The organism is Janthinobacterium lyxosi, assembly GCF_051380665.1.
Lineage (GTDB): Bacteria > Pseudomonadota > Gammaproteobacteria > Burkholderiales > Burkholderiaceae_D > Janthinobacterium.
Map to the genome: position 1 here is coordinate 129,989 of NZ_JBNYXM010000004.1, position 24,759 is coordinate 154,747.

Below are 24,759 nucleotides of genomic sequence, written 5' to 3' on the forward strand. Positions count from 1 at the left end.
TGGTCGCTGTACCGCAATCGATGGGTACAGCGCACCGACCGGGGTCTTGCCAGCTGTTTAAATCCTGAAGGACTCGCCGCAGCCGCAGGCGTCTTTTTCGTTCGGATTGTGGAACTTGAAGCCTTCGTTCAAGCCTTCGCGCGCGAAATCGAGTTCCGTGCCGTCGATGTAAGGCAAGCTTTTCGGGTCGACGAAGACTTTCACGCCGTGCGATTCGAAGACGCTGTCTTCGGCCGCCACTTCATCGACATATTCGAGCTTGTAGGCCAGGCCCGAGCAGCCCGTGGTGCGCACGCCAAAACGCAGGCCCATGCCCTTGCCGCGCCGTTCGATATAACGGTTGATGTGTTTCGCCGCTTTTTCGGTCAGTGTGATCATGTATTTCTCCGCGCCCGCCCCGCGCCTTGCGGCGCCGGGCGGGATGCAAACTTAGGCCGCAACCGGATGGCGGGTCTGGTAGTCCAGCACTGCCGCCTTGATGGCGTCTTCCGCCAGGATGGAGCAGTGGATTTTCACTGGCGGCAGGGCCAGTTCTTCGGCGATCTGCGTGTTCTTGATGGCCAGCGCCTGGTCCAGGGTCTTGCCCTTGACCCATTCGGTCACCAGCGAGCTCGAGGCGATGGCCGAACCGCAGCCGTAGGTCTTGAATTTCGCATCTTCGATCAGACCATCGGCGCCCACCTTGATCTGCAGTTTCATCACGTCGCCGCAGGCGGGCGCGCCCACCATGCCGGTGCCGATGGTGTCATCACCCTTGTCGAAAGCGCCCACGTTGCGCGGGTTTTCGTAGTGATCGAGTACTTTGTCCGAGTAAGCCATTTTGATGCTCCTTTAATATTCTTGCTGGCCCCGTGAGTGGGACCTTCGTGATGGTTAGTGGGCCGCCCATTGAATCGAATTAATATCGATTCCGTCCTTGAACATGTCCCACAGCGGCGACAGCTCACGCAATTTGTGTACTTTCGATTTCAGCAGGTTCACGGCGAAGTCGATGTCTTCCTCGGTCGAGAAGCGGCCGATGGTGAAGCGGATCGAACTGTGCGCCAGTTCGTCGCTGCGGCCCAGGGCGCGCAGCACGTACGATGGCTCCAGGCTGGCCGAGGTGCAGGCCGAACCGGACGACACGGCGATATCCTTGATCGCCATGATCAACGACTCGCCTTCAACGTAGTTAAAGCTGACGTTCAGGTTGTGCGGCACGCGGTGATCCATGTCGCCGTTGATGTAAACTTCTTCGATTTCCTGCAAGCCCTTGGCCAGACGGTCGCGCAAGGCCTTGATGCGGCCGATTTCGTTGTCCATTTCTTCCTTGGCGATGCGGAACGCTTCGCCCATGCCGACGATCTGGTGCGTAGGCAAGGTGCCCGAGCGCAGGCCGCGCTCATGGCCGCCACCGTGCATCTGCGCTTCCAGGCGCACGCGCGGCTTGCGGCAGACGTACAGGGCGCCTACGCCTTTCGGGCCGTAGGTCTTGTGCGCCGTGAAGGTCATCAGGTCGACCTTGGTCTTTTGCAGGTCGATGACGACCTTGCCCGTCGCTTGCGCGGCGTCGCAATGGAAGATGATGCCTTTCGAGCGGCAGAACACGCCAATCTCGTCGATCGGCTGGATCACGCCGATTTCGTTGTTCACCAGCATCACCGACACAAGGATGGTGTCCGGGCGCACGGCCGCGGCCAGCTGCTCGACGGTGATCAGGCCATTGTCCTGCGGTTCCAGATACGTTGCTTCGAAGCCGACGCGTTCCAGCTCGCGCACCGTGTCGAGCACCGATTTATGCTCGGTCTTGACGGTGATGATGTGCTTGCCCTTGGTCTTGTAGAACTGTGCCGCGCCCTTGATGGCCAGGTTGTTGCTTTCCGTCGCGCCGGAAGTCCAGATGATTTCGCGCGGATCGGCGTTCACCAGGGCTGCCACGTAGCCGCGCGCTTCTTCCACGGCTTTTTCCGCCGTCCAGCCATACATGTGGCTGCGCGATGCCGGATTGCCGAACTGCTCGCGCAGGTAGGGAATCATCTTGTCGGCGACGCGTGGATCGATCGGCGTGGTGGCCGAGTAATCCATGTAGATCGGAAAATGCGGTGCGGTTTCAAAGTGCACTTGGCCTACGTTTTTTTCTGGGGCATTCATCAATAACTCCTGCAATCAGCAACTTAGTATTTTATAATGTTCAACCGATGGCGGCGTGGTTACGGTGCATCACCATCACGCTTTGCTCGGCAATCTTTTGTCTCTGCTGGTCGACCAGGTCCTGCAGCGACACAGAATCCAGATAATCGACCATTTTTTCGTTGAGTGTGGACCACAATTCATGCGTCATGCAGCGCGCACCCGTGGCCGCGTCGGCGCCGTGGCAATGCTCCTTGCCGCCGCACTGCGTGGCGTCCAGCGGTTCGTCGACGGCGATGATGATATCGGCCACCGTCACCTTGTCGGCACGGCGCGCCAGGCTGTAGCCGCCGCCGGGGCCGCGGATCGATTCGACGATTTCATGCCGGCGCAGCTTGCCGAACAGCTGTTCCAGGTAGGACAGGGAAATCGACTGGCGCTGGCTGATGCCGGACAAGGTGACCGGCCCCTTGCCCTGGCGCAGGGCAAGATCGATCATCGCTGTCACGGCAAAACGGCCTTTTGTAGTCAGACGCATACATCCTCGGCTCAACTGTTCAATAACTGGTTTAAAATATTGCGGCTTTTCAACTTCTCAAACCCTGAGTAGTTGAATGATTTAGTCAAGTATAACAAATTCGGCAGGGTTTGTCAGAGCGCCCCTCGATGACCACAGGGCTGGCAGGGGCATGGCCGGCCGCGCCAGGCGCGGCGGCTTCAGGAAAACAACAGTACAGCTCAAGCGCGGAGAGCGCTGCGCACTTTCATCAGTTCAAAACCCAACAGGTTCAAGCCGTCCCAGGTGGCGGGGTCCAGGATGCGCGGATTGTCCGATGCCAGGCCCACGCCCCAGATGCGGTCGACGGGACTGGCTTCGACGATGACGCGTTCGCCCGTGCCCAGCAAAAACTTGCGCAGTGCGGCCTTTTGCGAGAACTTGGCAAAGTTGCCATCGAAGACGATGCCGGCGCGCGCCGCTTCCCATACCCTGGCGTCAAAGTTCGCCACTTCGCGGCCCAGTTTCTTCACTTCCGACGGCCGCCCGGCCGCCACAATGCGCGCCTGCACGGCCGTGTCGCCAAACAGAGCCGCCTTTTGCGCCATCATGTAGTGCTCGGCCGTGGCATACGTCACGCCGGCGAGGCTGAACGGCGACGGAAACCACTGGCTGAAGCAGCTTTTGTCGGGCACCTGCGGCTGCGCCGGCGTGTGCCCCCAGAAATACAGATAGTCGGGCACGCCGCCCGCCGCTATCCACGCCTTCAATTCTTCCACATTACTGATTTGCATATTCCCCGCACTTCCGCCAGACAGGCGATGATTCAAGCTCAAGCACGCAATAGTTGCATCGGGCCAAACAAGGCCTGCATGTCACGATTGCCGATAAAGGACAGATTATACGGATGTTCCGCCGTCACCTGCGGCAAGGATGCCGCCACCGGCAAGCGTTTGATGAGCTCGGCAATCTTGCCCCACAACACCAATTGCGGCAAGGCCGCGCCGCCCTGCTGCGCCAGCGCTTCCAGCACCACCTGCAGGAAGGGCAGCCAGCCGCGCGCATCCTGCACAGGCGGCACGTGGGCACGGAACACCAGCGCCGCGTTGAGCAGCAAAAAGCCCTGTTCCGTCATCTTGCTCTGCAAGTCGGGCAGGGTCTGGATCACGCCGCTGCCCGGCAGCTGCGCGGCGGCCGCCACGGGCGCCATGGCCACGCCGGACGTGTCGCCGCCCTGCAGCTGGCCATCGGCCACCAGCAGCATCTTCATGAAGTTGCGCAAGGACGTGGCGCGGTTGACGGGTTTCGACAGCCCCGTCGCCGACCATAAACTACCGACGGCGCCATCCATGAAACACACGCCCGTGGCGCTGTCCGCGCGCGGATATGGCCCCTCGCCCACCAGCACATGCCGCACCTGCGCCAGCGGCAGGGCAAAGGCGGCGAACAGCCGGCCCTGCGTGGGCAGGTAATCGTCGACGGCCAGCGCCGGCAGGTAGGCGGGATCGGCTGCCATCACGGCGTGCAAGCCGCGCAGCAGGATGGGACGCCAGGAAGCGTGCGCCAGGGACAGGGCATCGATAATGCTGGCAGGAACGGTGGTAACGGTCATGGCGCGTGAAGTATTTGGGCAAACGCAAATTGTAGCGCACCGGCAAGCTGGCATTGACTGCCCCAGATCAAGCACGCGTAAAAAAGCCCCGGCCTGCATGCTGGCCGGGGCTGTTCGCTGCTTGACGCGGATCAAACTTATTCGGCGTCAGGCTGCTGCGACGGGTGGGCGGCGGAAAACGCCGGTAAGCGGGCGCAATGCGCATGGATGCGCGCCACGCGCGGGTACGGCGTCAGGTCGATGGCGAAGCGCTGCGCATTGAACACTTGCGGCACCAGGCAGCAGTCGGCCATCGTCGGGCTGTCGCCATGGCAGAACAGGCCCGTGACTAAAGGATCGCCCTGCGCCAGCAGCGCTTCCACGGCCGTCAGTCCCTCGGCCATCCAGTGGCGGTACCACTCCTGCTTGGCCTCGTCCGACAGCCCCAGGGTATTTTTCAGGTACTTCAAGACACGCAGATTCGTCAGCGGATGCGCGTCACAGGCGATCACCAGCGCCAGCGCGCGCACCTTGGCGCGTCCCAGCGCATCCGGCGGCAGCAGCGGCACGCCAGGGCGCGTCTCGTCGAGATATTCAAGCATCGCCAGCGACTGCGTCAGGATGGCGCCATCGTCGTCGAGCGCCGGCACCAGGGCCGACGGATTCACGGCGCGGTAGGCTGGCAGCAGTTGCTGGCCGCCATCCTGCAGCAGGTGCACGGGGATGCTGTCGTAATCGATGCCCTTCAGATTGAGGGCAATGCGCACGCGGTAGGCGGCCGAACTGCGAAAGTAGGTGTACAGCTTCATGGGGCGGCCTCCCCTCAGGCGCGTGCAGCGCCAGCGTACAGGGCCACGGTCTGCTCGATGCTGCCGAAGATGCTGGCGCCCGCCGCGTCGCGCATCTCGATGCGCACCGTATCGCCGAATTTCAGATACGCCGTTTTTGGCGCGCCGTGTTCGATGGTTTCATACATGCGCACTTCGGCCAGGCAGCAATAGCCCACGCCGCCGTTCTCGATGCTGGAACCGAACAGGTTGCCCTGCTTGTTCGACACGGTGCCGGAACCGACGATGCTGCCGGCACCCAGTTCGCGCGCCTTCGCCGCATGCGCGACGAGTTGGGCAAAATTGAAGGTCATGTCTTCGCCCGCATTCGGCTTGCCGAAAGGCTTGTCGTTCAGGTCCACCAGCAGCGGCAAATGCAGCTTGCTGTCAGCCCAATCGGCGCCCAGTTCATCGGGCGTAACGGCGACGGGCGAGAACGCGCTGGCCGCCTTCGACTGGAAGAAGCCGAAGCCCTTGGCCAGTTCGCCCGGAATCAGGTTGCGCAGCGAGACATCGTTGACCAGCATCACCAGGCGGATGGCTGCCGCCGCATCCGCCACGCTGGCGCCCATGGCCACGTCGCCCGTGATGACGGCCACCTCGGCCTCCAGGTCGATGCCCCACTCTTCGGACAGGGCGAAGATGGGGTCGCGCGGGCCGATGAAACTGTCCGAGCCGCCCTGGTACATCAGCGGGTCCGTGTAGAACGAGGCTGGCACTTCCGCGTTGCGCGCCTTGCGCACCAGCTCCACATGGTTGATGTAGGCGGAACCGTCGGCCCACTGGTAGGCGCGCGGCAGCGGCGAGTGGCACAGCGCTGCATCAAACGGCTGCGCGTCCGGCGCCTGGCCCGCATTCAGATTTGCGTACGCCTGTTCCAGTTTCGGCGCGACGGCGTCCCAGTTGTCGAGTGCCGCCTGCAGGGTGGGAGCGATGGCGGCCACGCGCTGGTATTGGCGCAGGTCGCGGCTGACGAGGATCAGGGCGCCGTCGCGGCTGCCGTTTTTCAGGGTTGCAAATTTCATGGTATTCCTTGTGTGGCGTAGTGTTCAGATGGTGTCAGTCTGCAGTGTTCAATCTGCGGCGGTCAGGCTTCGGCCGGCGCGTGCATCCAGGCGGCGTGCTTCGGTGCGCGGCGCGTCTGCGACCATTCTTCCAGCATTTCCCATTTGACGGCGTCCAGTTTGGCCATCATCTCGGGCGTGCCCACGTTGGCCGCCAGTTCCAGGCGATGGCCGTTCGGGTCGAAGAAGTAAATCGACTGGAAAATGGCGTGATTCACGGGGCCCAGCACCTCGATGCCGGCGGCCACCAGGCGCTCCTTGGCGGCCAGCAGTTCCTCCATGCTGCCCACTTCCAGCGCCAGGTGCTGCACCCAGGCGGGGGTATTGCGGTCGCGATCCATGGGCGGCTGCGTCGGCAGCTCGAAGAAGGCCAGCACATTGCCCTGGCCCGCGTCGAGGAAGACGTGCATGTACGGGTCCGGCGCCTTGGTCGACGGCACCAGGTCTTCCGCGATGGCGAGGACGAAATTCATGTTCAAATGCTTGACGTACCACTCGACGGTTTTCTTCGCGTCGATGCAACGGTAGGCGACGTGGTGGATTTGCTTGATCTTCATGGTCTGTCTCCAATGGATGGCGCCTTGGGCGCGATGGCTGGCGTATTTTTCAGCTTTTCACCATTAGAATCGAGTTACAGCTATCATACAAACAATTTTTAACCATTGATTTATCGGATTACCTTATGAGTCCCAGCCTGCGACAGATGCGCGCCTTCGTGGCGTTGGCCAAGACCGGCAGTTTCACCCTGGCCGCCGAATACCTGCACGTGACGCAGTCCGCCTTGAGCGGCTTGATCAAGGAGCTGGAAAGCGTGCTGGGCGTGCGCGTGGTCGAGCGCAGCACGCGCAAGACGCAGCTGTCGGAAATCGGCCGCGAACTGTATCCGCTGTTTGAAAAGATGATCGAGGACCTCGATGGCGCCATGGCCGGCATCGCCCAGCGCAAGGCCCTGAAAACGGGCATGGTGCGCATCGCCGCGCCGCAGATGATGGCGTGCACCCTGCTGCCGGAAGTGATCGCCGCCTACCGCCAGGCACACCCGGACGTGCAACTGCGCCTGGTCGACTGCCCCGTGGAAAACGTGTCGGCGCGCGTATTCAGCGGCGAAGTCGATTTCGGCATCGGCCCCGAGCGCGACCCGACGGCGGAAATCGCCGCGCAAGTGCTGTTCGAGATGCCCTTCGTGCTGGTCTTCCCCGAGCAGCACCCGCTGCAGCAAAAGGAAAGAGTCACCTGGGCCGACGTGGGCGACTACCCGTTCATTTCGTTGCAGGGGCAATTTACGGAACGCCTGCTGCGCGACATGCACGGCGCGTTTCGCGAGCTGTCGCTCAATCCCTACAATGAAGTGACCTTCATGACGACGGCACTGGCCATGGTCAGCGCCAACCTGGGCATCACGGTCTGCCTGCCGTACGCCGAACCGATGGTCAAGCTGTACCAGCTGCAGATGCGCGCCCTGCACGAGCCGGAACTGACGCGGCGCTTTTTCGTCTACACGAAGACGGGCCGTTCGCTGTCGCCGGCGGCCGAAAGCTTCATGGCCTTCCTGTTCCAGTTTGTCGAGACGCATGAGTGGAACGTCGGCGGAAACAACGGCGCACGCGACGCCCTGCCGGCCGGCGGCCCGGCTGGCAGCGCTTTATAATGGCGCATCGCCCCTTGCCGCTTACGCCATGACCCAGCCTGACCAGAACGACCTGTCGCCCATCGACGCCGCGACCATCGCCATCAACCAGCGCATGAACAAATTCGACGGCCACGACCAGGTCTGGCTGTTCGGCTATGGCTCGCTGATCTACAAGGCCGATTTTCCCTATCTTGAACGGCGCCTCGCCAGCATCGCCGGCTGGACACGGCGCTTCTGGCAGGGTTCGCACGATCATCGGGGCACGCCGATGGCGCCGGGCAGGGTCGCCACCATCGTGCCACAGGCGGGCGCCGTGTGCGACGGCATGGCTTATTTGATCACCCCCGAAGTCTTCGCCCACCTCGACCACCGCGAAAAGAATGGCTATTTACGCCTGTCCACCGAGATCACCTTCGACGATGGCGGCAAGGTCGAAGGCCTGGTGTACATCGCCAACGAGGAAAACGCCGCCTTCCTGGGCGCCGCCCCGGAGCTGGACATCGCGCGCCAGATCGCCCGATCAAACGGCCCTAGCGGTCCGAACAGCGAGTACCTGCTGCACCTGGCCAGCGCCCTGCGTGAGCTGGGCAAGAGCGACCCGCACGTCTTTGCCATCGAACAGCATCTGGCGCAGCTCCAGACACCTACCCAGGACGACGCCGCAACGCCCTCTGGCACCTGAGACAAGACGCTGTCTCAGGACTCCCGGACGACGGCGCGCCCTTCCCCGCGACCGGCTGCACTACCCCAGCCGCAGGCTACCGTCGCCCGCATTCCAGCGAGTGAGCACCACCCTGCAGCATCAGCGCTGACGATGGTTTAACTTAAAACAAATCCAGCTGCCCCGCATTGCCTCCTTTCTCCCTGGCCCCCAACGGCGGCACCACCAACGGCCGGCGGAACTGCGTGCAATCGAGCTGCTTGAAGCGGCCGCCCTTGCCGTGCAGCCCCAGCCGGTGCACGGCTTTCTCGAAACGCTGGCGAATGAGGTCGGCCCACACGCCTTCGCCGCGCATGCGCGTGCCGAACGCGCTGTCGTAATCCTTGCCGCCACGCATTTCGCGCACCCGGTTCATCACGCGCTGGGCCCGTTCCGGGAAGTGCGCTTCCAGCCATTGCTGGAACAATGGACTCACCTCCCACGGCAGGCGCAGCACGACGTAATGGGCGTGGATGGCGCCCGCGTCGCGCACGGCTTCGAGCAGCTGCTCGATTTCCGGTTCCGTGACAAACGGAATGATGGGCGCGATGCTCACGCCCACGGGAATGCCCGCCTCCGTCAGGGTGCGGATGGTGCGCAGCCGCCGCGCCGGGGCGGCCGCGCGCGGCTCCAGCGTGCGCGCGATGGCGGGATCGAGGGTGGTGACAGTGACGGCCACGGCCGCCAGGTGCTTGGCCGCCATGGGCGCCAAAATGTCGATATCGCGCTCGATCAGCGACGATTTCGTGATCAGCGCCACGGGATGTTCGCACTCGTGCAACACTTCCAGCACGCGCCGCGTCAGTTGCCGTTCGCGTTCGCACGGTTGATACGCATCGGTATTGACGCCCAGGGCGATCGGTTCGGGCACATACGACGGCTTGGCCAATTCGCGCCGCAACAATTCGGGCGCGTTCACCTTGGCGTAGATGCGGCTTTCGAAATCCAGCCCCGGGGACAGGCCCAGATAGCTGTGCGTGGGGCGGGCAAAGCAGTAGATGCAGCCATGTTCACAGCCCCGGTACGGATTCAGGGACACATTGAAGGGCAAATCGGGCGAGGCATTGCGCGTGAGAATGGTGCGCGCCTGCTCGTCGCTGACCTGCGTCTTCCAGCCCGGAGCCGCCTCCTCCCCGGGGGCCTCATCCAGGCCGCCCACGCTCCAGCCATCATCGAAACCGGCGCGCGCATGCGCCTCGTAGCGCCCTTGCAAGTTCGACACGGCACCGCGACCCTTACGGGCTTTCAGCGATTGCGGCGGCAACATGGCTTGCCCCGCAAAGCTGTCATCATGCTCTGGAATGATTGCTTTCATGAACGGCCCCATTAACTGTATATACGTACAGTATACTATGCCGCTATGCGGGCAAGATCAAGGGTTCGCGTGATGCCGTTTCACGCTTTTTCAGCATGCGGCATGACATAACTCAACAGCTGCGCGACAAAGCCGTCAAATGCCGCGATCAAGGGAACGAAACGGGGCGCGTCCTGCTCCAACTGCATCAAGGCATAACACGTCGCTTCCAGAGTCGATAACTGGTCCGGCGCGTGCGCCTTGCGGATCAGGTAATGGGAAGCAGGCGTATCGCGCAGGGGCAGGCGCGGCAACTGTTGCAAGCGGGGATTTAGATATAGCATCTTGCGGCTCTTGCGCCAGGTGGCGTCCAGCACCACCAGGCGCAAGCGTGCCGGATCAATCAAGGTGGCGGGGTCGAGCGCAGGCGGCGGCGCGATGCCCAGCGAACGGTCGCCTGGCGTCTCCGGGTACAGCAACACAGTGTGCTTGTCGGCCAGCAGTGCGGCGAGCGTGTCCGGGGCAAACTGCTCGCCCGTCAGCATGCGGCTGTTGGGCAGGCTCAGGTGCAACAAGCGGGCACTGCCCTTGGCGTTGTGGACTTCCAGCGGATGTTGCAGGATCAATACCTCCACCGCGTGGGAAACGGGGGCGATCCAGCGGCAGATGCAGCTGGTGGCGGCGCGCAGGCAGACCGGGCAGCGCTCGCGTTTGGCCGATTCGGCGTGGGAGGGCAATGCAGAGGTCTGGCTGGAGGTGCTGGAGGTGCGGCTGGTGGTCATGGCGGAGCGCGTGCGCGGTATTCTTCAAGCCGCGATTGTAGCGCCCGCACCATGCCAGCGGGAATGGCCGAGCGAGGGGCCGCTTAAAACAACTGCTTAAAAATGTCTAAAATGGCTGCTTAAAACTCTTCCCACTCATCGGCGCCGGAAGCGACCGGTGTGCGCGGCTTGCTGCTGTGTGCCGTATCCGGTTTCGCTGCCTTGACGGGGCCGCTGGCGGCGTGGGCGACGACAGTAGACGCGGAGGTGCGTACAGCAGCGCTCACGGTGCGCCGTGCGGCAGGCTGGCCTGCGGCGGGTCGGGCGGACACGCTGGCCGAGACATATTGCTGCGTGACATCGAGCTTGAATACGCCCACCACGTCGGCCAGCCTGGCTGCCTGTTCCTGCATGGATTCGGCTGCCGCGGCGGCCTCTTCCACCAGGGCCGCATTTTGCTGCGTCACCTGGTCCATCTGGCCGATGGCCTGGTTGACTTGCTCGATGCCGGCGCGCTGCTCATCGCTGGCATCAGTGATCTGGTTCATGATCTGCGTCACGTGGCTGATGCTTTGCACGATCTCGTCCATGGTGCGGCCCGCCTTGTCCACCAGTTGCGAACCGGCCTCGACCTTTTGCACGGAATCGTCGATCAAGCCCTTGATTTCCTTGGCCGCCGCGCTGGAGCGCTGCGCCAGGTTGCGCACCTCGGATGCCACTACGGCAAAACCGCGGCCCTGCTCGCCGGCCCTGGCCGCTTCCACGGCCGCGTTCAGGGCCAGGATATTCGTCTGGAAGGCGATGGCGTCGATGACGCTGATGATGTCGACAATCTTGCGCGAGGAATCGTTGATCGAGCCCATGGTGCTGACCACTTCCGACACCACCACGCCACCCTTGCTGGCGATGTGCGAGGCGTCGATGGCCAACTGATTGGCGCTGCGCGCGTTGTCGGCATTGAGTTTCACGGTCGAGGTCAGCTCTTCCATCGAAGAAGCGGTCTCTTCCAGCGAGCTGGCCTGTTCTTCCGTACGCGACGACAAGTCCAGGTTGCCGGCGGCAATTTCGCTCGATGCCGTGCTGATCGACTCGGTGCCAGCACGCACCTGGCCAACGATACTGACCAGTTTATCGTTCATGTTTTTCAGCGCATGCATCAGCTGCCCCGTTTCATCGCGGCTTTCCACCACGATATCGCTGGTCAGGTCGCCAGCGGAAACAGCTTCCGCCACTTCGACGGCGCGCGTAATGGGACGCGTGATCGAACGCGTGATCCAGTATGCGCAGGCGATGCCCAGCAAAATGGCGACCGCACCCAGCGAGATCAGCAGCAAACGGCCGTTTTCGTAGCGCGAACGGATTTGCGCAGCCGCTTCATCGAGCAATCTGGCTTCCAGCACTTCCAGCTTCTTCAGCGCCGCCAGGTAGATGTCGCGCTTGGCGGCCATGTCGCCTTCGTACAGGCGCTTGCCCAGTTCCAGGTCGCCCGCATTCTTGGCCTTGAACACATTCTTGCGCACTTCCGTGTAGGCCTTGCGCGTGCTCAGCACCTCCTGGTACAGCGCCTGCTCTTCAGCGTTCAGCTCGCTCTTGCCGATATCGTTCTGGATTTCCGTGGCGCGGGCGGACGAGACCGCCATTTCCTTTTCAAACTGCTTCTGGTGTTCGGAATCGCTGACTTTCCAGGCGGCCGCCGTGCGCGCCGCGTTTACCTCGATGACCTTGGTCCACTCGGCGATCAGGCGCTCATTGCGCACCTTGACGTTGACCAGTGTATCGGTTTCCTTGCTGGCGCTTTGCATCTGCACGATGCCCACCACCGTCAGGCTCGTCAACAGGAGCAGGACGGCGGCAAAAGCGCCACCGAGACGCACGCCGATTTTGAGGTTTTTCATTGCGTGATTCCTATCTGAAAAAAACAATGCACAGACGCCACAAAACCGACCTGCTGCTACGTACCAATATAGCAGGCATCTGCCGTGCGGCAATCACGAGCGGTGACGCGGCGCTACCTGCATCACCAGAATGGTAGCACGCCGCAGCGCACCACTTTGGAGCAGATTGTGAGTGAATCAGGATGGTATTGCAAGAAATAACATGCAGAAAAGCAACAATTGGAAGGCGCTATGCCGCCACGAACGGGCGGCAGGCAAGCAAGGTCAGTTTTGCTTCACATAGATCAATTTTGACGTATCGAAACCCAGCCCCCGGGCTTTCTCGACCAGGCGCTGCTGCAAGGCAGGGTCCATGGTGGGCGTGCGCGACAGCAACCACAGGTATGACTTGTCGGGGCCGCTGATCATGGAGTAGCTGTAATCTTGCGGGTCCAAATCAAACACGATGTAAGAACCATAGAAGGGACCGAAAAACGACACTTTCAGGTAGCCCACGTCTTTCTTGTCCACGAAATACGCCTTGCCTTCGGCTTCCTTCCACTTCGCGTCCGCGTCCTTGTAGCCGCGATTGAGCACTTTCAGGCCGCCATCCTGGCGCAGGCTGTAGTCGGCCGTCACATGGCTCAGGCCCCGTTCGAAGGAATGATCGAGGCGCGCAATCTCATACCATTTGCCCAGATAGCGGGTCGTGTCGAAGTTATTGACGGGATGAATATTCTCGGGCCGGCCCACGCAGCCGGCCAGCACGAGCACACTCAGGAACAACAGTTTTTTCATGGTCTTCTCCATAACTGAAATCAGGGTAGCAACGTCAGGGTAGCAATGCACGGTCGACGATGCGGCGGATCGCGCCACTATGCTGCATGCGCACGATGGCGGCATTGAATTGCTCGATAAAGTCATCGCGATAAGGGTAGGTGGCCGGCCGGCGTGCCGTAAAGCCCAGGTGACCCTGCTGGCTGGCCAGCTGCGCGGTTTCGTGTATCGCCTGCATCGGCGTGCCCGCCGGCCCTACACGCCGGATGCGCTGCAACTCCCACCGCGCCGACAGGCGGTCGCTGACATAGCAATCGATGCGCCCGCGCATCAGCTTGAGCAGATTCGTGCGCGTGCCCTTGGCCGGGTCGAGCACGATTTTTTCGGCGCGCAAGGACGCCGTCAGCGCCGCATCGCCAAGCAGGAAACCCGCGTTCACGCCGATGTGCAAACCGCCGTAATCGGCGGGCCACTGCCGCAGCGCACGCCTGGCCAGCACGTCCTGGTTGCACAGCACCACCAGCTGCTCCATCAGCAGCGGCACGGAATAGCGCACATACAGCCGTTCGCTGCGCCACGAATATGGCGGATACAGGGCAAACGCCTCGCCCGTCTGCAGCATCAGCAGCCCCCGCTTCCAGGGCACGGGGCGCAGCTGCACCGCATACTGCGGCATCGATTGCACGGCTACACGCACGATCTCCGTGTAGATGCCTTTCAGCTGGCCATTCTCGACGTAGGAGTACGGCGGATAATCGTCGTCGCCATAGATCACCAGCGGCGCCGCAGCCACGGCCTGCGCGCTGGCAGCGATGAACATGCATAGCGCGGCGGGCAACATGAGCATTCTGAGCATGCCCAAAGATTAGCATGGAAGCGCCAACAGCGATCACCCGTTCGCGCTGCTCGTTCCCAGCATCTCGTCGAGCTGCGCCAAGGTGCCGGAGTCCTTCACGACGGCGCGCAGCCACAGGTGCAGCGGCAGTTCGCCCCAGCTGGCGGCCTTGTCGGCCAGGTAGGCAACGGGGCTGTGCGGCTCCGTGCGGCGGAAAAAATCGGCCACCTGGCGCAACTGGGCCAGCGCCTGCTGGCGCTGCACGATGGCGCCTCCGTCGTTGCTAACGCCCTGGCCAGCAGCGGGTGGCGCACCGGCAAAGTCCACGCCAGTTGGCAGCGGCGCGATGAAATGAATGACGTTTTCCAGCGCTTCGCGCGCAGCGCGAAAACTCGGGCCATCGGTGCCGAAACGCGCATCGACGCTGCGTTCGAACGCCAGCAGCGACTGCATGCAGTATTGTGCATCGGCCAGCAATGCGTCGGAAAAGGCGCGCGTATTCCTTTGCCGCGCCGCCTCCATCTGCGCCAGGGTCGCCCCTTCTTCGTGGCGCGCATCGCCCCAGCCCTGTTCCGCTGCGCCCTGCGCCAGGCTGGCCGCCGCGCGCTGGCGCGCCGCATCGACATCCTGCAGTGAAAACAGGCCATCGGCGCCATCGGTCAGCGGGATCTCGCGCAGCAGCTGCGGCGTGCGCGACAGCAGCCAGAAGACATTACCGATGCGCTGTTCCTGGTCGCCCTCTTCCGCCGGCGGGTACAAGCCATCCCAGTAACGTTCGCACAGGCCGGCCAGCAGCGCGTAGCCATCGCCCAGGCCACGCAAGTGGCGCGTTTTCGCGTGCGCCTCGGCCAGCCACACTGCCACGCGCAAATCCTTGCTGCGCGCAGCGATCAGCTGTTCGCAGCGCGTCGCCACGAAAGGCCAGTCGGCCTCCTTCAGCGCCGTTACCCACTCGCCCTGGTCCAGGCTGGGATCATCGTGCTGGCGCGCGCGCGCGATGGCGTCGAGCTCCTGACTGAAAGTGATGTCTTCGCCGCATGGGCTGACGGCGCTGACGGGGTGCAGCAACTGCTCCAGATTGAACATGGCGCTCTCCGCGGGGTGACGTTACTTGATGGCGTTATTTGATGATGTACTTGAACTGCCCCTGCTTGCTGGCGCTGACGCGTATCGAGGCGATCGGTTCGCCTTCTGCCATGCGCGCCAGCACCGCTTCGGCGATCGCCGGCAGCAAGCTGCCGTTGAGGATCTGGTCGACATTGCGCGCACCCGAATCGACCTCGGTGCAGCGCGCCAGCACGGCGTCGACCAGGCCCGCGTCATGGCCGAACTGCGCCTGGTGGTTGCGCGCGATGCGCTGCCCGATGCGCGCCAGTTTCAGGACGATGATCTGGGCCAGCACCGCGTCGTTCAAGGGATAGAAGGGCAGCACCTTAAGGCGTCCCAGCAAGGCCGGCTTGAAATGCGCCACCAGTTGCGGGCGCACCAGCTCTTCCAGCGCGGCCGGCGTGGGCAAGTCCTGCGCTGCCCGGTTCAAGCAGGCGGCCATCATGGCGCCGGAACCCAGGTTCGAGGTGGCGATGATGATGGTGTTGCGAAAATCGACTTCGCGCCCTTCCGCGTCATCGAGCACGCCCTTGTCGAAGACCTGGAAGAACAGTTCCAGCACGTCGGGATGGGCCTTTTCCGCCTCATCGAGCAGCACCACGCTGTAGGGCTGGCGCCGCACGGCTTCCGTCAGCACGCCGCCTTCGCCATAGCCGACATAGCCGGGCGGCGAGCCTTTCAGGCCGGCCACGCTGTGCGCTTCCTGGTATTCGCTCATGTTGATGGTAATGAGCTTGCGTTCGCCGCCATACAACAGGTCGGCCAGCGCCAGTGCCGTTTCCGTCTTGCCCGTGCCGGACGGCCCCGTGAACAGGAACACGGCTTGCGGCTTGTTCGGATCGTCCAGGCTGGCGCGCGCCGTGCGCACGCGCTGCGCCACTGCTTCGATGACGTGCTCCTGTCCCAGCACGCGTTCGCGCAGCGCCCCATCCAGTGTCAGCACCGTGCGAATCTCGTCCTTGAGCATTTTTCCCAGCGGGATGCCGGTCCAGCCGGCGACGATGCCGGCCACCACCTGCGCATCGACTTCCAGCGGCGACAGCGGCGCTTCTCCCTGCAGCGCCGCCAGTTCTTCCTTCAGCGCCAGCAGGCGTGCTGCGCCGACTTCGCCCGGCCGCTCGCCGCGCAGCTGCCCACGCAAGTCGCCGATCTGCGCCACCAGCGCCTTTTCACGCTCCCAGCGCTGCGCCAGCGCCGCAATCACCGCCTGTCCTTCCTCATGTTCGCGCCGCAGCTGCGCCAGGCGCGTGGCGCCGGCTTTATCGGGCGCTTCGCCATCGCCGGCCTCGCGGATCAGGGCGGCGATTTCCGCGCCGATGCGTTCCTGCCGCCGGTTCGCGTTTTCCAGCTGCGCCGGCGTGGCGCGCTGGCCCAGCGCCACCTTGGCGCAGGCCGTATCGAGCACGCTGATGGCCTTGTCGGGCAACTGGCGCCCGCTGATGTAGCGGTGCGACAGGCGCACCGCCTCGACGATGGCGGCGTCGCGCACGCGGATGCCGAAATGGCGCTCCATCAGCGGCGCCATGGCGCGCAGCATGGCGCAGGCAATGTCTTCGCCGGGTTCTTCCACCTTCACTACCTGGAAGCGCCGCGCCAGCGCCGCATCCTTTTCAAAGTATTTTTTGTACTCGCTCCAGGTGGTGGCCGCGATCGTGCGCAGGGCACCGCGCGCCAGCGCCGGTTTCAGCAAATTGGCCGCGTCATTCTGCCCCGCCTGGCCACCGGCACCGATCATGGTATGCGCCTCGTCGATGAAGAGAATGATGGGGTGCGGGCTTTTCGTCACCTCGTCGATGACATTCTTCAAACGGCTTTCGAATTCTCCCTTCACGCTGGCGCCGGCCTGCAGCAAGCCCATGTCGAGCGCGTGGATGTGCGCGCCCTGCAGCACATCGGGCACGTCGCCGGCAGCGATGCGCAAGGCCAGACCTTCCACCACGGCAGTCTTGCCCACGCCCGCCTCGCCCGTGAGGATGGGATTGTTCTGGCGCCGGCGCAGCAGGATGTCGACGGCCTGGCGTATCTCCACCTCGCGCCCGATCACGGGATCGAGCTTGCCGTCGCGCGCCAGCTGCGTCAGGTCGGTGGTGAACTGGTCCAGCGCCGGGGTCTTGCTGGCCAGGGCAGTCACCGGATCGCAAGGGATTTCGGAAAGCTGCGGCACGGCCGCAGTTTCCTCCTCGCCGGAGCCGGCCGTCAGTTTGTCCGGATGATGCTTTAATTGCTCGACGCTGAAACGGGCGAACAGCTTCGAGCCGCGGTACGCGAGCTGCGACAGTTCCGGCTCCGTCAGCAGCGCCAGCAACAGATGGCGGCTGCGGATGGCGGCCGGCCGGGTGGCATCCGCCACCGTGCCCAGCGAGGCGATCAGCCAGGCATGTTCGAACAGCAGCGGCAAGTGGGGCGAAAACACGGGCGTGCGCGCACTGCCCGTCCTGAAGCTGCCGATCTCGCGGCGCAGGTCCGCCTCCAGCGCCGTCAGGCTGATTTCACTGCGCCGCGCGATGGTGACGAAATCGCTGCGCTCCTGCTCCAGCAGGGCCAGGAACAGGTGTTCGATATCGACTTCATACTGCCCCAGTCCCACGCAGATGCCGGCGGCGCGGGTGGCGGCCGTGCGCGCCGTGTCATTCAGCTTGGCGATCAGGGTTTTCAGATTATTGCTCATGCGGCGGCTCCCTTGCGATTGATCGAATAGCGCAGCGACGACGGCTGCAGCACGGCGTCGAAATTGACCGTCTCGCCGCCGGACATCACGGCCAGGGTGCCGCTGATGACGAAGCCCACGCGGTTGATGCTGCCTGCTTCGCGCTCCAGGCGGGCGCGCACATTGCGCAGGCGCGGTTCATGGCGTTCGATGGCGGCCTTCAGCGCGGCGCAGATGCGGGCGCGGTCATCGCTGCTGGAGAGGCACATGCCGGCGAAATCGATCAAGCCATAGTTGACGATGGACGCCGCGCATTCCGGATACGCATCCAGCGCGCCGGGCGGCAGGGCCACGCGCGTGTTGAGCAGCTCTTCCAGGTCGCGCGCCACCGCATCCTTCAACTGATCGAGCGACAGGCGCAGCGCCACGCCGCCCGCTGCCGCACCGCCGTCGCCCATCAGGCGGTCGAACAGGCCAGGTACATAACTGTCCATGCGCTCTCCTGAAAATTCGGCGCGGCGCGCGGGCGCAGGTGGCCGCCGCGCGCCGCGCACCATGCATCAAGCCACGCGGTTCGCGGCCAGGTCCCAACCGCCCGAGGTATTGCCGCCGGCGCCGCCAGTCACTTTTTGCTGCGTGTACTTCCACTTCACTTTCGAAAACTTGAAGCCGACATGCTCGCCCAGGATGTCGCCTTCTTCCACGTTCGGCGTGACGGCACCGATCAGCACATTCTCGATCTCAATTTCAAAATACTTGACGCGCTCACCCTGGCCGTCGGCACGCATGAATTCGAAGCGCGCCTTGGGAATGGTCTTGCCGGCCGAGCAGGTCTGCAGCAGCACCGGCGAGGCCAGGTCGGCCAGCTTGGAGATGACGATGTCCTTGTGCTCGCAGCGTTCAGCCGTGTGGCCGCCGCCCGTCGAGGCGGTGGCGGACTTCGGCTGCTCGACGCTCCAGCTGACCGATTTGCACTCGATCCAGTCCTTGTGCTTGTCATCGGTGGACTCGCCCTTGATGCCGTCTATCTGCAGATATACATCGATTGCCATGGTGTGCTCCTCTGGTTGAAAGATGATCGTATGGATCAGGAATTGGTCGACTTCGGCAACTCCGCGACCAGTCGGAGCGAAACGGATAATTCATCGAGCTGGAAGTGCGGCCGCAGGAACGACACGGCGCGGTACACGCCGGCCCGGCCCGGCACTTCATGCACCTGCACGGAAGCCTCGCGCAACGGAAACTGCGCCTTCTGTTCCTGGCTGGCGTTATCGTCGAGCAGCACATACTGCATCAGCCAGCGGTTCAAAAAATCCTCCACGTTGGAGGCGGCGGCAAAGCTGCCGATCTTGTCGCGCATCATGGCCTTCATGTAGTGGGCGATGCGCGAAACGGCGAAAATGTACTGCAACTGCGACGACAGCACCGCGTTCGCATTGGCCGCGTCGCTGTTGTACTTGCGGCTTTTCTGCGCCGACTGCGCGCCGAAGAATGCGGCATACGCCGTGTTCTTGCAGTGCACCAGCGAGATGAAACCGAGGTCCGACAATTCCTTTTCGCGGCGGTCGGTGATCGCCACTTCGGCCGGGCATTTCAGGGCCACGTCGCCCTCGTCCGTCTTGAAGGTGTGGGTGGGCAGGTCGTCCACCAGGCCGCCGCCCTCCACGCCACGAATGGCGGCGCACCAGCCGTAATCGGCAAAGGCGCGCGTCAGCTTGCAGCCGAACGCATACGCGGCGTTACACCACAGGTATTTGTGATGGTCGCTGCCATCGACTTCCTCGACAAAATTAAAACCTTCGACGGTGGTGCCATCGACGGGATTGAACGGTAGCCGGCCCAGGAAGCGGGGCAAGGTCAGGCCGACATAGCGCGCATCCTCGGATTCGCGGAAGGCTTTCCATTTCGCGTACTCGATGGTGTCGAACACCTTGGCCAGGTCGCGCGGCTTGCCCAGGTCGCCGTAGCTTTCCAGGCCAAACAGTTCCGGCGCGGCCGAAGCGATGAACGGTGCATGCGCGGCAGCGGCAATGTGCGACATCTGCTCGACGAAATACATATCTTCCGGTTGGCGGGAAATGGCAAAGTCGCCCAGCAGCGCGGCGAATGGCGCGCCGCCGAAGGTGCCGAATTCCTCTTCGTAGACCTTCTTGAACATGCTGCTCTGGTCGAACTCCAGCGCCGCCTGGAAATCCTTCACCAGTTCGCGCTTGGTGGCGTTGAACATGCGGATTTGCAGGCGCGTTCCCGTGTCGGAATTGCCGACCAGGTAGCGCAGCCCCGTCCAGCTTTGCTCAAGCTGCTGGAATGACGCCGCGTGCATGATTTCGCTGAGCTGCGCGGAAATCAGGCGGTCGATTTCCGCCACGCGCGCGTCCAAGGTGGCCGACAGGCTGCTAGACATCAGCACCGTGCCGTCGAGCACCTGCGCCACCAGTTCCGAGATCAGGTCGCGCGCGCGCGCATGTTCGGCGCCGGACTTGGCGACGCGGCTTTGCTCGACGATCTGGTCCAGCAAGTCGGTCACGGCCGGGGCATCGGATGCGGCTACTGCAAGGGCTTCTGCCTGGGCGCTCATCTCAATCCTCCTGCGCTGGGAACTGCGGTTTCAGGGTGGCCAGGCTGTCCGTATTGTTCAGCACTTCCGTCAGCAAGTCTTCCAGCTTGTCGTTGCCGGCCAGCTTGTTGCGCAAGTCCGCCAGCTTGGTGCGTGCCTCGAGCAGCTTGCGCAAGGGGGCGACCTGGCGCACCACCGATTCCGGGCGGAAGTCATCCATCGAGCGGAAGTGCAGGTCGACGGCGAACGTGCCGCCCGCCTCGCTGATGCGGTTCGGCACGACGAAACGCGCCACCGGCTCCACGCCGGCCAGTACTTCGTCGAAGTTGTCGCGGTCGAGAGAGACGAACTTGCGGTCCTTCAAGCGTTTTTTTTCGCTGTCCGGATTGCCGCCAAAGTCGCCCAGCACGCCGACCACGAAGGGCAACTCCTTGTTTTCAATCGCGTCGCCAATCTCGACGTCGTAGGTCATTTGCACGCGAGGCGCGCGTATCTTTTGCAGGCGTTTTTGCACGCTGTCTGACTTGGGCATGTCGCTTCCTTTGCAAAGGGGTGGTGGGAACGCGGACTTATTTCAGGCCGCTGAACGGGTCGGCCGCGCCGCCTTGCTGCGCCGCGCCTTTCGCCGCCGGCGAGCCGGAGCCGGATGTGGCAGCGCGCCTGCCGGCCGCCGGCGGACGCTTGGCCGGCGGCACCAGCACGTCTTCGCCGATGCTTGCGCGCAGCAGCTTGGCCAGGTCCTGCGCTTCCGAGCGCAGCGAGCCATTCAGATTGTTTTGCCGCGACAGGTCGGCCAGCGCCTTGCCGGACAGGCGCAAGCCGCTGACGGCGACGATGCTGTTGGCGACCTTGTCGTCCGGGTCGCGCTCCAGCGCTTCGAGCGCATGGCCGATGGCGTCGCCGTACTGGCCGCGGTCGAACTTTACCTGCGCCATTTGCAGCCACGGCGCCTTGTCGGCCGGGTAGCTGCTGCTGCCGCCCTGAAGCAGGGTCATGGCGCGCTCGTACTGGCCGGCGCGCGCGGCTGCATCGGCGTCGCTCATCACTTGCGCCAGGGTCGGTGCGGCAGGTTTTTTGGGCGCCGGCTGCTCTGGCGTGGCGCAAGCGGCCAGCAGCAAGGCGCTGGCGAGGCAGGCAATACGGGGCAACATGGTGGCTGGCTTCATCGGGCATTCCTTCACGTGGAGGACGCTACCGCTGGGAAAGATGGGCGGCGCCTTGGTGGAGGCCATTATTGATCGCCAATTTTTTTGCCAGATTGAGATTAATCAGCAAAGAAGAAGTTCCACGCTACAGCGGGGTGCGGCGACATAAATCCTGATCTGGCGCAGTAATTGTCTTGATCGCGGACGGACTTTGCGCCAACGCAAGCAGGTTGCCGGTGCATGGGATTAAATGGCAGCAACACTTTTATTTCCCCCTCCTTTGCAAAGCAAACCCATGCCATCTGACGCCCTGTTCCGCCGCCTGACGCGCGCCACGCCGCTACTGCTGCTGGCCTTGCTGCAGGCCGGCTGTGCGGGCGGCGCCATCGGCACCCTGGCCAACGCGGCGCTGCAAATGGCGGGCGTGGCCAAGCCGCCGCCCGAACTGCCCGACGCGCAAAAACCGCCGCGCAATGTCAGCATCCGCCTGCACGCAGCGCAGCGCCTCAACACCGATGCCGAAGGCCGGCCGCTGGCGCTGGTGGCGCGCATCTACAAGCTGCGCCAGAGCGCCGCCTTCGAGCAGGCCCCATATGACAGCTTCCTCGACACGCGGCGCGAAAAGGCCGCGCTGGGCGCCGACCTGATGGAAGTGAAGGAAGTGCTGCTGGTGCCGGGCCAGCGCTACGAAGTACAGGAAAAAGTCAGCAAGGAAGCGTATTTCATCGGCGTGGTAGCCCTGTTCCGCGCGCCTGCGGCACAGCGCTGGCGCGCCACCTTTGCCGCCGCCGACGCGGAACGCGGCGGCATCACCGTCGGCCTGCACGCGTGTGCACTCAGCGTGGCCAGCATGGACAGCGGCATGGCGCCGCTGTCCGCCCTGCGCTGCCAGTAGCGCGCACAGGCACGCCACACATTCAAGGAGAAACGAGATGGGCATGGCAGCGAAAGTCTTGTGGGGAGAAGGCCTGTTCCTGCGGCCGCAGCATTTCCAGCGCCAGGATCAGTATCACGAAGCGCGCCTGCATCACACGGCCAGCGCGCTGCACCCCTACCTGTGGGGTGTGGCGCATATGCAGTGGGACCTGGCGGCGCTGAAGACGGGCACTTTGCGCCTGCAAGCCCTGTCGGCGATCTTCCGCGACGGCGAAGTGTTCGAGGCGCTGGGCGACGGCGCACCCGGCAGCGACACCCTGCCCCCGCCGGTGGACCTGGAAGCGCTGCCGCCGGCGGTGCAGGAAGTGACGTATTACGCGGCGCTGCCCATCCTCAACCGCGATGGCATGAATTACACGGCGCAGGCGTCAAAGGCAGGCACGCCTACAGCCATCATCCGCGAACTGCTCGACACCGTCATCTCGTCGAAGCATTTTTCCATCGCCCTGCTCGAGGACAAGCCGTCGTACTACCTGGGCAAGCTCGATTCGGGCAAGATCGACCAGCACACCACCTTGTACCTGGCGATTCGCGCCGCCATGCCCGCCATCGAACTGGTGGACGTGGTGCCGCTGCGCGTCAAGGTGGGCGCGCCAGACGACGTGGAAAAATGCGTGCTGACGGCCATGCGCGGCCTGAAGCTGTCGCACGCGCCGCAAGTGCCGGCGGCCATCCCCGTGCGGCCCGACACCTATTATTTTGCGATTGAAAACCGCGGCGTACTGTACGAACAGATGCTCAAGGCGCAATCGATTTCCGTGTACGTACCGGCCGGCATACGCGACCTGCAGCTGGAACTGATCGCGGTGACGGCATGAGCCAGCTCATCGAACGGCGCGCGGCGCCCTCCCTGCTGGGACCACGCGGTGCCGCCCCGGCAGGCAGCAGCCGGCATGCCGGCAGCGCCCTGCTGGACTTGATGCACGAAGGCTTTTACATGCTGTTCATGCTGAAGAACGGTTCGGCGCCCGGCGACGAGCAAAGCTTCATGGACCGCATCACGGCCTTCCTCGACGACTTCGAACGGGAAGCGAAAAAGATCCGCGCCGATGGCGACGATATCGAAGCGGCCAAATATGCATTTTGCGCGGCGGTCGATGAAATCATCCTGGCATCGCCTTTCGCCCTGCGCAAGCAGTGGGAAAGGCGCCCGCTGCAGCTGCTGATCTTTGGCGACCAGCTGGCCGGCGAACACTTTTTCGACCGCCTCGACGCCTTGCGCGGCAAGGGCGCCATGCGCGTGCAGGCGCTGCAAGTCTTCCACATGTGCCTGTTACTGGGATTCCAGGGCAAGTATGCGATCGACGGCGGCGAAAAACTCAGCTACCTGACGGCGCGCCTGGGCGACGAGATCGCCCACATCAAGGGCAAGAGCCGCGGCTTCGCGCCGCGCGCGGAACGCCCCGACCAGGTGGTCAACAAACGCGGCAGCGACGTGCCGCTGTGGGCGCTGTCGAGCTTTTTCGCCCTGCTGGCCATCTGCGCCTACCTGGGCTTGAAAACGCATCTGACGCGCGGCACGCAAACCACCCTGGCCGCGTATGCGGACCTGGTCAAGCTGGCGCCACACCTGGCACACCTGACCATCACCTTGCCCTGATCACTGCGCGTGGTTCATTGCGCGATTCTGAACTCGATGCGCCGGTTTCTCGCCCGGCCATCGGCCGTGGCGTTGCTGGCCACGGGACGGTCCGGTCCCTGGCCGGACACCAGCACCGAATCGGCCACGATGCCCTTGCTGGCCAGGTAGGCGCGCACGGCTTCGGCGCGCGCATGGCTCAGGGCCACATTGCTGGCGCGCAGGCCCGTGTCGTCCGTATGGCCGATCACTTCCACCTTGCGTCCCCGCAGCTTGAGCATGACGGCCGCCATCTCGTCGAGGATGGCCAGGCCGGCCGGCGTAATGGAAGCCTTGCCGCTGTCGAATTCGATGATGCGCTTGTCGAGCGCCGCATCGAGCAAGCCCTGCTCGGCCTCGGCCGCCTTGACGCGCAAGCCGTTGTTGACGGTGTAGGTGGGATTGAGGCTGGTGGCGATGTCGCTGGCGATCTGCTGGCGCTGCGCCTCGTTCGCCACTTCGCCGCGCACGCTGACGTTGTTGCCGGCGATGCTGATCTGCCCCCGTGAAATGAGCTTCAGGTTCGGTGCAATCAGCTTTTGCACGTAAGCGTTCCAGTTGGCCGGCACGGCCACGTTGCCGATGGCGATCTGGTCGACCACGCGTTCGGCGCCATACAGTTCGCGCAATCGGGCCAGCACGGCCGCCTTGCCCGCCTCGTCGGCCAGGGTGCCCGTGATGAGGATTTGCCCCGGCATGGGCGTCTGGGGAGCTTGCGCCTGCGCCAGGACGCGGCAGGGAGCGGCAGCGGCAAGCAGCAACAGGAAGAAAACGGGTGGCTTCATCGCAAT

General features: G+C 63.6%; 27 protein-coding genes. 5 read left to right on the forward strand and 22 right to left on the reverse strand.

Annotation, left to right across the window (positions count from 1 at the left end):
- Positions 1-57: 57 nt before the first annotated feature.
- From iscA to ACQ4WP_RS05360, 9 genes are all read right to left on the reverse strand, one after another.
- Complete coding sequence (gene iscA, locus ACQ4WP_RS05320; protein WP_010399774.1) at positions 58-378, reverse strand: iron-sulfur cluster assembly protein IscA; 321 nt, start codon at positions 376-378, stop codon at positions 58-60.
- A gap of 51 nt (positions 379-429) precedes the next feature.
- Entirely contained in the window at positions 430-819 is a 390-nt protein-coding gene (gene iscU / locus ACQ4WP_RS05325) for a Fe-S cluster assembly scaffold IscU (protein ID WP_010399775.1), read from the reverse strand.
- 54 nt (positions 820-873) lie between these two features.
- A complete protein-coding gene (locus ACQ4WP_RS05330; protein WP_436519011.1) occupies positions 874-2,130 on the reverse strand; it encodes an IscS subfamily cysteine desulfurase in 1,257 nt (418 codons plus the stop codon).
- 40 nt (positions 2,131-2,170) lie between these two features.
- Positions 2,171-2,647, reverse strand: a complete 477-nt coding sequence (gene iscR / locus ACQ4WP_RS05335) for a Fe-S cluster assembly transcriptional regulator IscR (RefSeq protein WP_034750086.1) — start codon at positions 2,645-2,647, stop codon at positions 2,171-2,173.
- 200 nt (positions 2,648-2,847) lie between these two features.
- A complete protein-coding gene (ybiA, locus tag ACQ4WP_RS05340) occupies positions 2,848-3,399 on the reverse strand; it encodes a riboflavin biosynthesis intermediates N-glycosidase (protein ID WP_436519012.1) in 552 nt (183 codons plus the stop codon).
- A gap of 38 nt (positions 3,400-3,437) precedes the next feature.
- Complete coding sequence (locus ACQ4WP_RS05345; RefSeq protein WP_436519013.1) at positions 3,438-4,217, reverse strand: uracil-DNA glycosylase family protein; 780 nt, start codon at positions 4,215-4,217, stop codon at positions 3,438-3,440.
- Positions 4,218-4,354: 137 nt separating this feature from the next.
- On the reverse strand, positions 4,355-5,005 hold the full coding sequence (gene maiA, locus ACQ4WP_RS05350) for a maleylacetoacetate isomerase (RefSeq protein ID WP_436519014.1): 651 nt from the start codon (positions 5,003-5,005) through the stop codon (positions 4,355-4,357).
- 14 nt (positions 5,006-5,019) lie between these two features.
- Positions 5,020-6,048 carry a fumarylacetoacetate hydrolase family protein gene (locus tag ACQ4WP_RS05355; RefSeq protein WP_436519015.1) on the reverse strand — a complete coding sequence of 343 codons (1,029 nt, stop codon included), beginning with the start codon at positions 6,046-6,048 and terminating at the stop codon, positions 5,020-5,022.
- Between the two features lie 62 nt (positions 6,049-6,110).
- Positions 6,111-6,644 (reverse strand): VOC family protein, encoded by a 534-nt coding sequence (locus ACQ4WP_RS05360; protein WP_070224143.1) that lies wholly within the window; start codon positions 6,642-6,644, stop codon positions 6,111-6,113.
- 125 nt (positions 6,645-6,769) lie between these two features.
- On the opposite strand from ACQ4WP_RS05360, the gene ACQ4WP_RS05365 reads away from it, so the two are divergent.
- On the forward strand, positions 6,770-7,735 hold the full coding sequence (locus ACQ4WP_RS05365; RefSeq protein ID WP_436519016.1) for a LysR family transcriptional regulator: 966 nt from the start codon (positions 6,770-6,772) through the stop codon (positions 7,733-7,735).
- A gap of 61 nt (positions 7,736-7,796) precedes the next feature.
- A complete protein-coding gene (locus ACQ4WP_RS05370; RefSeq protein WP_436519138.1) occupies positions 7,797-8,399 on the forward strand; it encodes a gamma-glutamylcyclotransferase in 603 nt (200 codons plus the stop codon).
- 142 nt (positions 8,400-8,541) lie between these two features.
- Here the strand turns inward: ACQ4WP_RS05370 and ACQ4WP_RS05375 are convergent, their stop codons facing one another.
- The 12 genes from ACQ4WP_RS05375 to ACQ4WP_RS05430 form a co-directional block, all read right to left on the reverse strand.
- Positions 8,542-9,732, reverse strand: coding sequence for a PA0069 family radical SAM protein (locus ACQ4WP_RS05375; protein WP_436519017.1), 1,191 nt, complete (start codon positions 9,730-9,732; stop codon positions 8,542-8,544).
- A gap of 80 nt (positions 9,733-9,812) precedes the next feature.
- A complete protein-coding gene (locus tag ACQ4WP_RS05380; RefSeq protein WP_436519018.1) occupies positions 9,813-10,493 on the reverse strand; it encodes a tRNA-uridine aminocarboxypropyltransferase in 681 nt (226 codons plus the stop codon).
- 119 nt (positions 10,494-10,612) lie between these two features.
- A complete protein-coding gene (locus ACQ4WP_RS05385) occupies positions 10,613-12,367 on the reverse strand; it encodes a methyl-accepting chemotaxis protein (protein ID WP_436519019.1) in 1,755 nt (584 codons plus the stop codon).
- A 264-nt stretch (positions 12,368-12,631) separates the two neighbouring features.
- On the reverse strand, positions 12,632-13,144 hold the full coding sequence (locus tag ACQ4WP_RS05390) for a lipocalin family protein (RefSeq protein WP_436519020.1): 513 nt from the start codon (positions 13,142-13,144) through the stop codon (positions 12,632-12,634).
- 34 nt (positions 13,145-13,178) lie between these two features.
- On the reverse strand, positions 13,179-13,970 hold the full coding sequence (locus tag ACQ4WP_RS05395) for a substrate-binding periplasmic protein (protein WP_436519021.1): 792 nt from the start codon (positions 13,968-13,970) through the stop codon (positions 13,179-13,181).
- A gap of 42 nt (positions 13,971-14,012) precedes the next feature.
- On the reverse strand, positions 14,013-15,044 hold the full coding sequence (gene tssA / locus ACQ4WP_RS05400) for a type VI secretion system protein TssA (RefSeq protein WP_436519022.1): 1,032 nt from the start codon (positions 15,042-15,044) through the stop codon (positions 14,013-14,015).
- A 34-nt stretch (positions 15,045-15,078) separates the two neighbouring features.
- Entirely contained in the window at positions 15,079-17,733 is a 2,655-nt protein-coding gene (tssH, locus tag ACQ4WP_RS05405) for a type VI secretion system ATPase TssH (RefSeq protein WP_436519023.1), read from the reverse strand.
- Positions 17,730-18,206 (reverse strand): type VI secretion system baseplate subunit TssE, encoded by a 477-nt coding sequence (gene tssE / locus ACQ4WP_RS05410; RefSeq protein WP_436519024.1) that lies wholly within the window; start codon positions 18,204-18,206, stop codon positions 17,730-17,732. Before tssE ends, tssH begins: the two co-directional genes overlap by 4 nt.
- Positions 18,207-18,272: 66 nt before the next feature.
- Complete coding sequence (locus ACQ4WP_RS05415) at positions 18,273-18,764, reverse strand: Hcp family type VI secretion system effector (RefSeq protein ID WP_034750126.1); 492 nt, start codon at positions 18,762-18,764, stop codon at positions 18,273-18,275.
- A 35-nt stretch (positions 18,765-18,799) separates the two neighbouring features.
- Positions 18,800-20,290, reverse strand: coding sequence for a type VI secretion system contractile sheath large subunit (gene tssC / locus ACQ4WP_RS05420; RefSeq protein ID WP_436519025.1), 1,491 nt, complete (start codon positions 20,288-20,290; stop codon positions 18,800-18,802).
- 1 nt (position 20,291) lies between these two features.
- The gene (tssB, locus tag ACQ4WP_RS05425; RefSeq protein ID WP_436519026.1) at positions 20,292-20,801 is read right to left on the reverse strand and encodes a type VI secretion system contractile sheath small subunit; all 510 of its coding nucleotides are present in this window, start codon (positions 20,799-20,801) and stop codon (positions 20,292-20,294) included.
- 37 nt (positions 20,802-20,838) lie between these two features.
- Entirely contained in the window at positions 20,839-21,435 is a 597-nt protein-coding gene (locus ACQ4WP_RS05430; RefSeq protein WP_436519027.1) for a tetratricopeptide repeat protein, read from the reverse strand.
- Positions 21,436-21,709: 274 nt separating this feature from the next.
- Here ACQ4WP_RS05430 and tssJ point away from each other — a divergent pair, with 274 nt between their 5' ends.
- The 3 genes from tssJ to icmH are packed head-to-tail and all read left to right on the forward strand — an operon-like array spanning position 21,710 to position 23,950.
- The gene (gene tssJ / locus ACQ4WP_RS05435) at positions 21,710-22,309 is read left to right on the forward strand and encodes a type VI secretion system lipoprotein TssJ (protein WP_436519028.1); all 600 of its coding nucleotides are present in this window, start codon (positions 21,710-21,712) and stop codon (positions 22,307-22,309) included.
- A 37-nt stretch (positions 22,310-22,346) separates the two neighbouring features.
- The gene (gene tssK, locus ACQ4WP_RS05440) at positions 22,347-23,168 is read left to right on the forward strand and encodes a type VI secretion system baseplate subunit TssK (protein ID WP_436519029.1); all 822 of its coding nucleotides are present in this window, start codon (positions 22,347-22,349) and stop codon (positions 23,166-23,168) included.
- Entirely contained in the window at positions 23,165-23,950 is a 786-nt protein-coding gene (gene icmH, locus ACQ4WP_RS05445) for a type IVB secretion system protein IcmH/DotU (protein WP_436519030.1), read from the forward strand. The genes tssK and icmH overlap by 4 nt, the downstream gene beginning before the upstream one ends.
- Before the next feature lie 14 nt (positions 23,951-23,964).
- Here the strand turns inward: icmH and ACQ4WP_RS05450 are convergent, their stop codons facing one another.
- The gene (locus tag ACQ4WP_RS05450) at positions 23,965-24,753 is read right to left on the reverse strand and encodes an OmpA family protein (protein WP_436519031.1); all 789 of its coding nucleotides are present in this window, start codon (positions 24,751-24,753) and stop codon (positions 23,965-23,967) included.
- Positions 24,754-24,759 lie beyond the last annotated feature (6 nt).